The sequence below is a fragment of the Herbaspirillum sp. NPDC101397 genome (genome assembly GCF_044767325.1).
Taxonomy (GTDB): domain Bacteria; phylum Pseudomonadota; class Gammaproteobacteria; order Burkholderiales; family Burkholderiaceae_D; genus Herbaspirillum.
In genome coordinates, this window is sequence record NZ_JBIWNS010000007.1 from 300760 (window position 1) to 314568 (window position 13809).

At 54.0% G+C, this 13809-nt stretch carries 10 protein-coding genes; 3 read left to right on the forward strand and 7 right to left on the reverse strand.

Annotation, left to right across the window (positions count from 1 at the left end):
• The first annotated feature begins 50 nt into the window (after nt 1–50).
• Nucleotides 51–2558 (forward strand): DNA topoisomerase (ATP-hydrolyzing) subunit B, encoded by a 2508-nt coding sequence (gene gyrB / locus ACIROW_RS18670; protein ID WP_402277943.1) that lies wholly within the window; start codon nt 51–53, stop codon nt 2556–2558.
• Between the two features lie 825 nt (nt 2559–3383).
• Here gyrB and ACIROW_RS18675 read toward each other — a convergent pair.
• The 6 genes from ACIROW_RS18675 to ACIROW_RS18700 form a co-directional block, all read right to left on the reverse strand.
• Complete coding sequence (locus tag ACIROW_RS18675) at nt 3384–4469, reverse strand: DUF3644 domain-containing protein (RefSeq protein WP_402277944.1); 1086 nt, start codon at nt 4467–4469, stop codon at nt 3384–3386.
• Between the two features lie 46 nt (nt 4470–4515).
• Nucleotides 4516–7200 carry a DEAD/DEAH box helicase gene (locus ACIROW_RS18680; protein WP_402277945.1) on the reverse strand — a complete coding sequence of 895 codons (2685 nt, stop codon included), beginning with the start codon at nt 7198–7200 and terminating at the stop codon, nt 4516–4518.
• 21 nt (nt 7201–7221) lie between these two features.
• Nucleotides 7222–8760: a site-specific DNA-methyltransferase gene (locus ACIROW_RS18685; protein ID WP_402277946.1), complete on the reverse strand. Its 1539-nt coding sequence runs from the start codon at nt 8758–8760 to the stop codon at nt 7222–7224.
• Nucleotides 8761–8885: 125 nt separating this feature from the next.
• Entirely contained in the window at nt 8886–9155 is a 270-nt protein-coding gene (locus tag ACIROW_RS18690; RefSeq protein WP_402277947.1) for a hypothetical protein, read from the reverse strand.
• Nucleotides 9156–9673: 518 nt separating this feature from the next.
• A complete protein-coding gene (locus tag ACIROW_RS18695; protein WP_402277948.1) occupies nt 9674–10150 on the reverse strand; it encodes a hypothetical protein in 477 nt (158 codons plus the stop codon).
• A 337-nt stretch (nt 10151–10487) separates the two neighbouring features.
• Nucleotides 10488–11390, reverse strand: coding sequence for a GIY-YIG nuclease family protein (locus ACIROW_RS18700; protein WP_402277949.1), 903 nt, complete (start codon nt 11388–11390; stop codon nt 10488–10490).
• Between the two features lie 198 nt (nt 11391–11588).
• Here ACIROW_RS18700 and ACIROW_RS18705 point away from each other — a divergent pair, with 198 nt between their 5' ends.
• Together ACIROW_RS18705 and ACIROW_RS18710 are read left to right on the forward strand one after the other, a co-directional pair.
• The gene (locus ACIROW_RS18705) at nt 11589–12713 is read left to right on the forward strand and encodes an MrcB family domain-containing protein (RefSeq protein ID WP_402277950.1); all 1125 of its coding nucleotides are present in this window, start codon (nt 11589–11591) and stop codon (nt 12711–12713) included.
• A gap of 198 nt (nt 12714–12911) precedes the next feature.
• Entirely contained in the window at nt 12912–13358 is a 447-nt protein-coding gene (locus tag ACIROW_RS18710; RefSeq protein ID WP_402277951.1) for an SRPBCC family protein, read from the forward strand.
• On the opposite strand, the gene ACIROW_RS18715 is transcribed toward ACIROW_RS18710, so the two are convergent.
• Nucleotides 13355–13726 (reverse strand): hypothetical protein, encoded by a 372-nt coding sequence (locus ACIROW_RS18715; protein ID WP_402277952.1) that lies wholly within the window; start codon nt 13724–13726, stop codon nt 13355–13357. The genes ACIROW_RS18710 and ACIROW_RS18715 overlap by 4 nt on opposite strands.
• Nucleotides 13727–13809: the final 83 nt, after the last annotated feature.

The window sequence follows — 13809 nt, forward strand, 5'->3', positions numbered from 1 at the left end:
TTCCTTAGCAGTCAGTCAGGCAGTTCCGTTAGTTTTTTCAGAAGGTAGCCATGTCCCAATCGTCCCAAGCGCCAGCAGACAACACCGATCAACCGCAACAAAATCAATATGGAGCCTCCTCCATCCAGATTCTGGAAGGTTTGGAAGCCGTCCGCAAGCGCCCCGGCATGTACATCGGCGACACCTCTGACGGCACCGGCCTGCATCACCTCGTGTTCGAAGTCCTGGATAACTCCATCGACGAATCGCTCGCCGGCCATTGCACCGAAATCCACGTCACCATCCACTCCGACAACTCGATCTCCATCACCGACAACGGTCGTGGCATCCCGACCGGCATCAAGATGGACGACAAGCACGATCCCAAGCGCTCCGCCGCCGAGATCGTCATGACCGAGCTGCACGCCGGCGGCAAGTTCGACCAGAACTCCTACAAGGTCTCCGGCGGCCTGCACGGCGTCGGCGTGTCCTGCGTCAACGGCCTGTCCAAACTGCTGCGCCTGACCATCCGCCGCGACGGCAAGATGTACGGCATGGAATTCGTGCGCGGCATCCCGCAAGACCGCCAGATCGAAACCATCGACGGCGTGCAAGTCTCGCCGATCAAAGTGCTCGGCGACACCGACAAGCGCGGCACCGAAGTCCACTTTTGGGCCGACGAAGAAATCTTCACCCACGTTGAATTCCACTACGAAATCCTGGCCAAGCGCATCCGCGAACTGTCCTTCCTCAACAACGGCGTGCACATCCGCCTGACCGACCAGCGCACCGGCAAGGAAGAAGACTTCGCGTTCGAAGGCGGCACCCGCGGTTTCGTCGAATACATCAACAAGAACAAGAGCATCCTCAACCCGACCATCTTCCAGGCCACCGGCGAGCGCATGTCGGACCAGAACACCAACATCAGCGTCGACGTCTCCATGCAATGGAACGACGCCTACAACGAACAGGTGCTCTGCTTCACCAACAACATCCCGCAACGCGACGGCGGCACCCACTTGACCGGCCTGCGCGCCGCGATGACCCGCGTCATCAACAAGTACATCGAAGAAAACGACTTCGCCAAGAAGGCCAAGGTCGAAGTCTCCGGCGACGACATGCGCGAAGGCCTCACCTGCGTCCTGTCCGTCAAAGTCCCCGAGCCGAAGTTCAGCTCGCAGACCAAGGACAAGCTGGTCTCAAGCGAAGTGCGCGGCCCGGTCGAAGAAATCGTCGCCAAGACCCTCACCGACTTCCTGCAAGAGCGCCCGAACGACGCCAAGATCATCTGCGGCAAGATCGTCGAAGCAGCCCGTGCGCGCGAAGCAGCACGCAAGGCGCGCGAACTGACGCGCCGCAAGGGCGTCATGGACGGCCTCGGCCTCTCCGCCAAACTGGCCGACTGCCAGGAAAAGGATCCGGCGCTGTGCGAACTCTACATCGTCGAGGGTGACTCCGCGGGCGGCTCGGCCAAGCAAGGCCGCGACCGTAAATTCCAGGCCATCCTGCCGCTGCGCGGCAAGGTCCTGAACGTCGAAAAAGCCCGCTTCGAAAAGATGCTCTCCTCCGAGCAGATCACGACGCTGATCGCCACTCTCGGCACCAGCATCGGCCCGGACGAATTCAACGCCGACAAGCTGCGCTACCACCGCATCATCATCATGACCGATGCCGACGTCGACGGCGCCCACATCCGCACGCTGCTGCTCACGCTGTTCTATCGCCAGATGCCGCAACTGGTCGAACGCGGCCACATCTACATCGCCCAGCCGCCGCTCTACAAGGTCAAGGCCGGCAAGGACGAGCGCTACCTCAAGGATGACGTCGAAGAAGCGCACTACATGATGCAGATCGCCCTGAACGACGCCGAGCTCGTCCCAAGCGAAGGCGCAGCGCCGATCAGCGGCGCCCCGCTGACCGAACTGGTCCGTCAGTACAACACCGCCAACGCCATCATCATGCGCCTGACGCGCATGATCGACGCCACCGCGCTGTCGGCCATCATGACCGGCGTCACGCTGCAACTGAACACCGCAGCAGAAGCCGAGCAATCCGCCGCCAGACTGAAGGCCGCCATCAACGAACCGGGCATCGACGTCATCGTCCGCTCCGACGAGCTGACCGACAAGCACATCCTGCGCATCCAGCGCATGTACCACGGCAACATCAAGGTCACCGCCATCGACACCGACTTCGTCAACGGCCCCGACTACCAGGTGCTGGCCAACGCAGCGGCAACCTTCCGCGGTCTCATCGGACGCGGCGCACTGATCCGCCGCGGCACCGGCGACAAGATCAAGGAAAGCGCCATCAGCGACTTCCACCAGGCCATGGCATGGCTGCGCGAAGAAGCCGAACGCGGCGTCAGCAAGCAGCGCTACAAAGGTCTGGGTGAAATGAATCCGGAACAGCTGTGGGAAACCACCATGGACCCAACCGTCCGCCGCCTGCTCAAAGTGCAAATCGAAGACGCGATCGCCGCGGATCAGATTTTCATGACACTGATGGGGGATGACGTGGAACCGCGCCGCGCGTTTATTGAGTTGAATGCGCTGCAGGCTGGGAATATTGATGTTTGATTTTTATGTAGCAGGACGCATAACCTGAGATTTTGGGACGCATCCCCTAAGACATTTATCAAGGGGGGCGTTTAGATAGCAGAGATTAATAGTTGTCTATGTTACAGAATGTCGCTAAACGGGCATTCACTCTGCGAGTCAATGTCGCGACATTTTTCCATATCATCCGCATTCGAATTTGGCTTTGTTGATCCGTTTTGCAACATGACATGATCCGACTTAAAGTAAGACTTCATCTAGAAGCGTGCACAAGTGTACGAAATACTTACTTGGGACCTTAACAGACGAAATAACATCCACTAAAGTCCGTTCGCTATCTACCTCTCTATAACGTAGGGCGCCAAAGTAATTGCTACTGGCGACATGAGGATTGAAAATCCTTGTGTTGATGGTTCGATTCCGCCCCAGGCCACCAAGAATGTTCCTTGTATAACGCCAGCCCTCACCGGTTGGCGTTTTGCGTTTTCTAGGACCGAAAGTCCTCGCGCCCGGTCTATTTACGGCTCGCTGACTAACAGCCAACGGAGGAAGTCGTCACAAGAAAGAGTAGCAATTAATGCGAGCAATCGAAATTCTCAAGCTTTTGTCAGAGGCGGAATGGGATCAAACCATTGAGGCTAGCTCAGAATTGACCTTACAGCCAGAAACACGCCCCGCATTCAAAAAACACTGCCACGATAACGCAGTCGTTGAAAGGTTTTTCCAATTGCTCAAGCGCGAGCGTACCTGCTGAAAAACGTCTCTGTGATGATGGGTCCAGCGCCCCGACGAACAGGAACAGACGACGGCCTCCGATGGGCTGCTCCCGCTGGTGCGCGCGTATGGCTATTTCGTAGTAGATCCGGTTGTGATCTGGGGGTGAAACAATCCTTCATACTCGCCATCAATCTTCATTTTTTCAATCAAAAATTTGACCCAAGCACCTGTATACAGATAGTCCTTGTGTGGTTCGTCATATACGCAATATTCCTTGACAGTCTCCGCAGGTTTTTTTGCGCCGCTTACGGGCCTTACCTTGTAGCGCTTCCAGAATAGCGAGTGCGTTGTTACATTGAATTTGTTTGTCTCGCCGGTCGGTCGAGTGACCTTGGGGTTGCCCAGCCCAGCCTGAACCAGCGTCACCACAACTGATGGTTTGAGCAATCCACCATTCACAACGGAGCCTTCCTTCGTCTTGACCATCACCGCAAACTTGTCGAACTCCTGCTTCTGAGCATCTGTAAGTTTGTCGCGATGAAAGAATTGAATTGGCAATGCATCGCCGGACTGATGATTGGTTACCTGAATCAGAAATGCCTTGAAAGCAAATTGACTGCTTCCGATGACCTGCGTGGAAATCATCGCCCGATATCCATCAATAAACTTCTTTACGTCTGAAAGTTTCTTGTTTGCTTTGACGGCTTGGGCGAAGGAGTCGCCACTGGGGAACAATTGCAGAGAGAAGGAGAGACTTTCGCGCAGTTGTTGTGCTGCCCCAAAATGCTCCCCCAGCAGATCATCAAAATTGAGCAACAAGGCTTGGCATTCCCCAAAAATTGCCGTGTCAAGCTCCGGTAGATGCCGGTGCTCAATCTTGTTTCGCAAAGGGATGAAAAATTCCACATTGCTTCGCACGGGGTGGTTTGGTTCAGCTTTCCAATACTCTTCAACGCATTTAGCAAGCTCCCAGTGCCGAAAATCGCCATCTAGTTCCTGAAACTTGCCCTTTGCATTCTTGTAGTAAGGTTTAACTCCTTGCCGAATGAAAACGGCATGCAGAAGTGCGGTCCAAGCAATAACCATTAAAGCGATGTAGCCCGAACTTCGAAACTTGATGGCAGGCTTGTTGTAGACCTCAATCGCGAGGAGCGCAGAATCTCGCGCTTTCTCCAAGTATGGGCGTAACAATCGTCCGATCCGCTTACTGGTCATCCCGATCTCCCAATCGTATTGGTGATTTCAATGCCTCATCATTGGTCTACGTCAGCTTGTGTTCAAGCTGTTGAAACACATCTCGCCCCACCTCGTCGCGATCCACGGCAAACAGAAACAGGCAGCGCCCATCGCTGGATTGCTCCCATTGATGCCCCACCTGCTGTTTCTCGCGTGAATCGTCGTTGGTCCTGTATGGCTCTCCCTTGTATTCGACAGCCAGCACACGGCCATCGGTCAGTTCGGCGACGAAATCAGGATAGAAATAATCCGTCGCGGTCGGCAGCCAGAACGAGAATTTTTCCTGCCTCTCGATGTTGCGCACCCATTGCTTGACCTTGGTATTGGCATCAATGGCCTGCGCGCAGCGGAATTCTTCTGCGACTTGACCCGCTTGCGTCTTTTCACGGAGGTCGTGGATCACTGGATAGAAGTGCTTTGAAAACTCGTAGCTGCCCTGATAAATCTGGCGCGCCGGGTATTGGCCCGGATGGTAGTGGAAGCTGTAATGTGCCAGTTCCTCCACCCCGGGCACAGCCATGTCCATGAGTCGGCCCTGGAAGCCCCGGGCCATGGCGATGCCGCGCACCCGTCCAATTTCGTTGTTCAACGCTTGCGCCAACTGGAAGCGGGCACGGACCAGTGCGGTTAGCGTAAACCCACGGTCAGCAATCAGGTGAGTTACCATCTTGACCAGATATGCCTGTATCTGCGCCTGTCCGATGTCGCTCTGGCGAACCTCCACGTCCAGCCACCGGATGAGGTCCTGCTGGCTGGTGTGGCTGATGGTTTCATTGAGCAGAAGCTGCTGGGCGTCAATGTGGCGCCATTTCACTTTCTCCCCGTTCACGTCGATCTCAAACGAATTGATGGTCTCGGTAATGCTAAATCTAGCAAGCTGCACTGGGTGATCCAGCAGGTCCCAATCGCCTAAGGCGGAAAGCGTTTCGCGCTCCACAACTTCAAGGTGGCCGTCGAGACTCAGGCAAAGCTGGGGAATGGAGGCAAAGTTTAACCCCAACTGTGCCGGGGCGCGCATGGCTTGGCGCACTGCCCGGTGAGCGTCGAACTGCTCCTTGACTTTCTCGCGCGCCTTGGCGGGCATGGCGTTGCTGATGAACACTTCGGCCTGCGCCAGTATCTCGTTGCTGACTTCACCATTGAGCAAGACGGTGGCACCTTGCGTGGTTTGCATTACCCGCACGGCTTGTTTCAATTCCTTGGGCCAGTTCTGCGTGTCTGGTGCTTGTGGCAGGTCGATGTGGCAATCCGGCAGGGCCGGTGTGGCAGCGCCACCTGCGCCGCCTTCGCCACCGGTCAGCTGCAGTGGCTGCTGGGGAATGATGAGCGAGGCCGTTTCCAGTCGCTCAAATCCCATGTTCTGCACCATGCGGTCTTTGAGCGTGGCCGCTGCTTGCGCGAAGTTGTCGGCCACGATGTGGGCATAGGCCCGGTTCAACGAATCCTGCGCCCGGTTCTTGGCATAGGGCATGCGCAGCACTCGACCTAGCAACTGCTCCACGTCCTTGGATGAGTTGACCGATTGCAGGCTGGCCAGCACGTAGGCAAATGAGCAGTCCCAACCCTCTTTCAGGGCCTCGACAGTGATCACATAGCGGATGGTCGTTGCGGGATCAAATAGGTCGATGCCGGCCAGCTCCTTCTGCGTGCCGGTGGCCACTGCGATTTGGTTTTCTGGGATACGCTCCTGCTCGATCAGGTGTTGGCGAACCACGTCCACCACGGCCTCGCCTCCCTTCGGCTGGGCTTGCACTAGCACGATTGGGCGGACGTAATCAGTCTCGCGTTGCGCGGCTAGCTCCAAACGGTCGCGGGTCAGCACGGCGTCGCGCAGACACTCGCGCCAACCCTGCGGGTGCTCGGCCAGCACGATTGGCAGTTTGATCATTTGCTCGGCCTTCAACTCGGCAGCGGCGACGTGATATAGCACATTGTTGCCCGGCACCGGGGTGGCGGTCATTTCGACGACGCAACTCGGGTTGACGCGCCCCAGGGATTTGAAAAAGCGGTCAGTGCGATTGTTGTGGGCTTCGTCCACGATGACTATGGGACTTTGCAGGTGCATCCAGTTCGCCACCGAATACTTGACCCGGCCCAAGTCCTTGGCTGTCAGAAAGGGCTGAGATTGCAAGTCAGCCTCGGACACTTTTTCCAGGTCTGTGGTCAGATGCGGCGGCAGGTTGTCGAAGTGCGGCGCCAGTTCCTCGAAAAACGAATAGACGTTGCGCTTGGCGGTGTCGCTCACGTTAAAGGACTGGATGGTGGCTACGATCACGATGGCAGCCTTGCCGACATCATGCGGGCTGATAGTTTGCAGACTTTCCAAGTCGCACACCTGCACACGGTCGCCGAAATAGTGTGCGAGCGCCTGCCGGTAGGGGTGGCGTGCATTGGACAGCGCTTCGAGGGTTTGAGTGCGAATCGTGTCCGAGGGAGTGAGCCACAGCGCAATCGGAGCGTCGCTGTCCAGCACAGCCTTGCCAGCCATGGCCACAGCGTGCGCCGCCATGATAGTCTTGCCGCCTCCGGTGGGCACGCGCAGGCACACGCAGGGCACATCGCCAAACAGGGCTTGATAGGTTTCGCCAATACGGTTCTGCCCGGTAAGGTTGGCCGCATAGGCATCCGCGACCGGCTTGCTGCGAGTGTCGGTCAGAAACTGAGTGAGCGTCCCGAGGGCGGTTTGCTGGTAGGTTTTGAGTGTCAGCATGGTTTTTGTTCTTCTCGCTGGTCAGCGCATTTTCACGTCATAAGGGATTTGTTTGAAGGAAATGCTCTCGGCTGCGAGACGTGATGCACCCAGCCGCGACATTTCCCCATAGACCACCTTCGGCCCGTCATGCGGGAATATCTCGTCAATGGATTTCAGCACGGCGTGGGTCAAAACGTTGCCGCTGGCTGGTCGCCGGTCGCCCAAGATTCCGTTGTAAAGCAGATAGTAGGCGGTGCCGTTGTGAATACCAAGCAGCGGCTTGTCGAAAACTTGATGGCCAGGTTCGCCGGTCTCGAAGTGCCAGACATACGCGGCTAGCGTAGCGAACTTCACGTCTGCACCGATACGTCCATGATCATCAAAGGCTGGCTCGCCCAAGGTGCAGAAACGGAATCCACCACCACCGTGCCACTCAAAACTTGCGCTTATACCGCCTTGTTCGCCCGCGATGACCTTCTGCAACCTCGGCACGCAATGGGTGCGGGCATGTTCGCCCATTTCGATTCCGATATATTTGCGGCCCATCTTGTGGGCAACTGCCGCAGTCGTTCCGGAACCAAGGCATGAGTCCAGGATTAGGTCCCCCTCATTGGATGCTATGTGGAGCACACGGGCAATCAGCCGCTCGGGCTTCGGTGTCCCGAAACTGACATCAGCGCCGAACAGAACGTTACACTCCTTCTTGGATTCGTCTGTGTGGCCTACTTCTTCGTGAGGCCACCACGTCCACGGGACAAGGCCCTCCACCTCGGACAAAAACCGAATGACGCTTGGCTGCGCAGTTCCGTCCTTGCCCCAATAGATACGCCCTGACGCTAATAGCTTCTTGAACTCCGGCTCGATCATTGACCAGCACCTACCTTCCGGAGGTCGATGTTCTTGTCCGTTGGGCGCCGTGATCACATACATCTGGTTCGGTCGCCATCCTTGTGCCGTCATTGGCAAGCCGCGCCACCGCTTTGCAGGGTCAGTTTCCTTGGCGTTTTTCGGATTGCGATAGATTTTTGCCTGCGCTTCGTCGAGTGGCACCCGATTGCGGATAGCTTTGAAGCGCTCCGGGTCCTTCGCATAAACGACTAAATATTCGTGAACATCACCGATGGACTCACGGTTCTCTCTGGAATACCTTTTTTGCCAGACATTGCTTGCTACAAAGTTCTGGCGCCCAAAAATTTCATCCATAAGAACTTTGAGGTAGTGGCCTTCACGATCATCGATAGAAACCCATATGCTGCCATCCTCTGCGAGCAGATCACGCAAAAGCACCAGCCGTGGATACATCATCGACAACCACTGGCTGTGCTCCAATTTGTCGTCGTAATGCTCGAATGCACTCTGAGTGTTGTATGGTGGGTCGATGTAGATACACTTTACCCGGCCAGCGTAAAACGGGATCAGGGCTTTCAGCGCTAGCAGGTTGTCACCTTGAATCAGCAGGTTGTCGGCATTGGCGCCGCTCACGTCCCCGTGGACGGACTCCTGTCTGAGCAGGTGGTAGGGCACCTCCAGGGTGGCCTCTTTGGCTTGGTTTTTATTTACCCAGTCTAAAAATGGCATCTATTGGTCTTTTTCTTTGTTGGTTGTTGCTTCGGTCTGAACTCGCAGACGGAGCACATAAACTAATATGGTATACAAGTACTGCACTTAGCCCCGTTGTGTCAGACGCTATGGGGCCGTGGTGTTCAATCCACCAGATTTTTTCGGATGTAATCGTTCCACCATCCCTTGGTGTATTGCAGCTTGTCGATGTCGATGAACGGGAAATCAAGCGCGCTAAAACCTTCCTTGGCTTTCAATTCGACTGCGGCTTTGCTGCGCCGGTAATGGCGCCCCTTGATGCTCTGGTTTTTATGCCCCGTCCACTGATTGGCGCGCACGTCGTCCGTGTTGTCCACGCTCGGCATCTCGCAAACGGTGTCGCGGAAGCTATGCATGACCTTGTTGCGCTCCACGTGAACACCGACTAGCTTTAAATATTCGTTGCCGTCATGGGACAGGCGCCGTTCGCGCTTGCCTTTCGCATCGAGCGGGAACGTCGGAAAAACCGCGTTGCGCCCAAATCACGGAGGTCTTCGTCGCTATGAGCGTTTCCAGTCTTTCCAACAGTGGTTTGATTCGTTGCGCAATTTAGTAGTCAGAAAATCTAGCTTGGCTAGGGTAGCGTATTCCCAAAGAACGGACAAGTTCACGCTGGCCCAGAGCAAGGGCCAAGCGATCAGGCAGAACGATGTGGAAGCAGTAGATGACGTGTCTGGAACGGCGCAGATACGAGGGCAGTGTTGGCTACCACGATCCGAATGAAGCATGACGCCTGCTTTCGGTTGACGACGAAACCGGGCCGTCGCCAATGCATCGATCACGATGTCAGTCGTCAGGCGTGGTTTCATGGAGCAGTTGTTATGAGGTACTGGCCGTGCGCGCCTGCCAAGTGGGAATTTTCCGGGCGCGGCAAGATATCAAAAGCTCTTAGTCACGTAGATATGGAGGGCCGCTCGCGGTAGGCGTATCGGTTTGCCTGCGCGTCATATAACGCGTGGTGCTCTGGCAGATTGTTCTTTTTGTGAAATTCGTATCGCAACAATTCGTTGATGTTACGGCTGACCATGCAGGGGCGGCACCACGTTGGCACTCGGCCGTCGAGTGCTACGGAAAACAAATCCCAGTCAGTTTGATAGTCAAAACAAATGTCCACAACTTCGTCATGGATCCGGATAATTTTCAACCAACTGGTTATCTTCATATACAGGTCGTCGATCGGACAGAAGGCATTTGGCATACTACCAAGTAGTGGAATCACTACTTCACGTATAAATTCGCTACAGTTGTCGAGAGGATATGGCACTTCCGCATAAAATTCTTCGCCGGACGCAGCGGCCATGCCAATACTGATCAGATGAGTATCAACAAAATTAGTAAATTCGGTGTCGACAAATACTTTTAGGCTCATGGGAAGTGTTCGTATCAAGACCTCAGGTAACTATATTGATTACGAATGCCTGGCTACTTTGGCATGCGTTTAGGTGGCAATGTTAATGCGGATATTTATTTTGAGAATGAAGTCTTCTAGACGTTTGATTCCTGCCAAACCGAAGAGTCATTCAAGTACGAACGCGGGAGTTGTTCCTTTGCTCGCTGAGTTGACCCTCTCCAACTGATCCACCTTCCACTGTCGCGCGAACGCCGCGACGCGATCGTAAGACCCTTCGTATGCTAAGCCTTGAGCTGCGTGTGTATTGATCGCTAGGCTATCTAGCGAAGTACGAATGCTCACACTTACGGCGGTATCAACTTGTTTGCAAAGACATGTCTTCTCGTTGTTTCAATGTCTGCCCATCCGAGGTTTTCCAACTTTGCGGCCCACTACGAGAGGTGCCTGCAACGATTGCTGCAGCATAAGTGGATGAACTCAGTAGTAAATCACTGACTGCCAAAAAATAATCTGGATGTTCGACTAAATTACCTGCGGCAACGAATTGAGCTTTAATATTAGCCGACCTCCCGGGCATGCTCTCACTTTGATTTTTGGAAAGTTGCGAGTCCTTCTTCAATACGAAACCTTCATCAGTTAACGCACCTTTTGCAACTAATCCATTGACAGTGAAGCTGAGATCCATCAGCGGGTTATTCGCGTTATTTAAATCGGTAGTTTCCATTCCACTGTCCGATCGACGACTTGACGGCAATAGTGGTTCGAGAATCGTGTACCCCAACACGCCAAGTACCATCCGACTATTCTCAATAAACTCTTCCATCGCGTCTCGATCTGCGCGTGGCAAGCTAGATGCAGTGGGAATGTTGCCATTCTCGAGCTGATACCGATCTGCATCTTTTGCTAGAGAAACCAGCGCAGACTCCAAATACTTAACGTGCGCTTTGGTCAGATTGTCGTCTTTGCTGCTGAAGATAACGACCTCATTCCAAAAATCTTTTTGTCGATCATGTGATGTTAGTCGCTCCAGAACATTCTCTGATTCGCCAATGTAGGCAAGAGACTTTGCGTCGCTCGAGCGGCCTTCGAATAAAAAGTACACGCCCGGCTTTGACACCTCAGGCCAGCTCGTCAATTCACTTAATCGATTTCTTGGGCAGGCGAGACCTTGTCCGGTCCAATTGACTAACTCTGCGAACCGAATGCCTGTGACAGTGGCATCAGCGAGATATATGCGAATAGATTTACCTGTTGGCACGAGATTTTCCCAATAATTATCAAATTTTGTCCTGCAATTTAACACGGGGATATAGAGGCAACCATTGAATGGCCGCATGCAGGCCGCTGGAGGACTATGCGGCCGTGCATGATATGGAATATTTACGTATTATTTGTCGTAATTATTTGATTTTCAGTCAAATAAAACCTGGCACCCTAGACCAGATAAAAACGACAAATGATAGAACTAAAAACAGTCTTCGCAGAATATCTGCCAGCAAAAGAAAAATACGGGCGCGTTCCACGAAATGTTGAAATACCCGCTCTTGTAGAGGCCATACGAAAAAGTATCCCTGGATTCTTTCTAGAGTGTGTAGAGAGGGGCGGATATATCTCTACCGAGTGGCTTACGAAGGGCTCAATTGGCGAGCCAAATCGCACCTTTGCCCACGTCCCGTGGGTGGCAATATTCAAGCGCTCCATCACGAAATCAGCGCTAGAGGGTTACTACATCGTCCTACTATTTTCAGAGGACATGTCTTCTGTGTACTTGACGCTGAATCAAGCTTTTACCGCCTTTGAAACTCGTTACGGTTCTATCAATCTGGCATATCGAAAGCTACAAGATTGTGCTCAACAAGCAGTACTCGAGCTCGGCCCGGCGCCAGATGGTTTTACTACAGGCCCCATCGATCTGAGAACCAAAGGCACGCTTTCAACAGGATATGAGTTCGGCTCAATTTGGGCGAAAGAGTACTTCGTCGATGAACTTCCTTCACAAACTGAACTGGAAAGTGACGTACTGATTCTGATGCAGGCGTATAAGACGTTATGGACGAAATTCCCCCATTCCTTAGTCGATGCCAACACAGAAATATCCAATGACGAATTCGTTAAAGCGGTTGAGATAACTGTAAAGACGGTGCCCAAAGCGCCGGCTACTCAAGGTCCGCAACCTCCTCCGCCTAAATTGAAGTCGTCGGGACGCGAAGTATTTTCACGCTCGGCGAATGTGAGTGCTCGGGCAATTTCAATGTCGGATGGTGTATGTGCGCTATCAGGAGGGCCCGGTACGCACGCTTCTTTTCTCTGGAAGAAGACAGGAATGACTTATGTAGAAGCACATCATCTAATTCCGTTCAGTAAGCAAGACCAGTTTCCGCACAGTCTGGACGTAGAAGAGAATATCGTTGCTTTGTGCGCCAATTGCCATCGCTTACTTCACCATGCTCGCTCCGATGAGAAAAATGAGCCTTTGAGGCGGTTATGGCAGTTACGGAAAGATGACTTAGCAGCAAGAGGCCTTGTCGTTGAGCTTAATGAACTGAAGAAAATGTATGGGAAATTAGCAGAGGAGGATTGATTCAAGTACGTAGCCGATGCGCATCTTGTCGAGTTGGCGTTCAATCTAATGCGTGGTGGCGCGGAATCTAGCTGTCATACAATATGAGCTCCGCTGCTCAAGCGGACGCACCAAGTTGCCGGCGATTTATACAATCTCTGCTCTTTCACACGCTTAAAAACTTCCCTTAAGAGAAGCCGACCCCAAAGGAGACATACCATGTCAACAGGAACCGTCGAGTTACACCGCATCCTCCGCACCACCCCCGACAAAATCTACCGCGCCTTCACCGACGCAGCCGCCCTCGCCAAGTGGCTTCCGCCCTACGGCTTCACCTGCACCGTGGAGCATCTGGAAGCCAAAGTCGGCGGTACCTTCCGCATGTCGTTTTCGAATTTCACCAGCGGTAACGGGCACTCTTTTGGGGGTGAGTACAAGGAGCTGGTGCCGGGCGAACTGGTCCGCTATACCGATAAGTTTGACGATCCGAATCTGCCTGGCGAAATGCAGGTGACGGTGAAGTTGACGCCGGTGTTGGTCGGCACGGAAGTGCGCATTACGCAGGCGGGGATTCCGGAAATCATTCCGGTGGAGATGTGCTATCTCGGTTGGCAAGAGTCGCTTCTGCAGCTGGCCAATCTTGTCGAGCCGAATATTCCCGGCTAGCGGTACTTTCTTGACCAGCGGAAGCGCACTACCGTTCTCGTCAGTACGGGCGGCAGCTCCATCGCTTCCTTCGTGGCTTCACGCAATAGCCTGACCGTCTCCATATAGGTCTCTCGGGATGCTGCCGTGGAGACGGCGGGCAAGCTCAGTTCAAGCAAAGCGCAGGTATGGGTTGCGTTGTCCTCGCCCCGGATCGAATCCTTGCGCACGATGACTTCCAATCGGAAGTCTGTTGCGGCCGCGAATGCATCCAGCTTTTGCTTCAGCGCAAATCGCTCGGTGATGCGCCGCGCTGCTTCGGCGGCCTGCTCCGCAAGAAAATCATCGAGCTCCGCCATGTGTTTCCAGGCGATGGCGAAAAAACTCATCTGTTTAACCATAGTGACGGACTCACCTGCGAGACGTTTAACGAGCAAAATATATCTTTAATTGCTCATTATGTCACTTATAG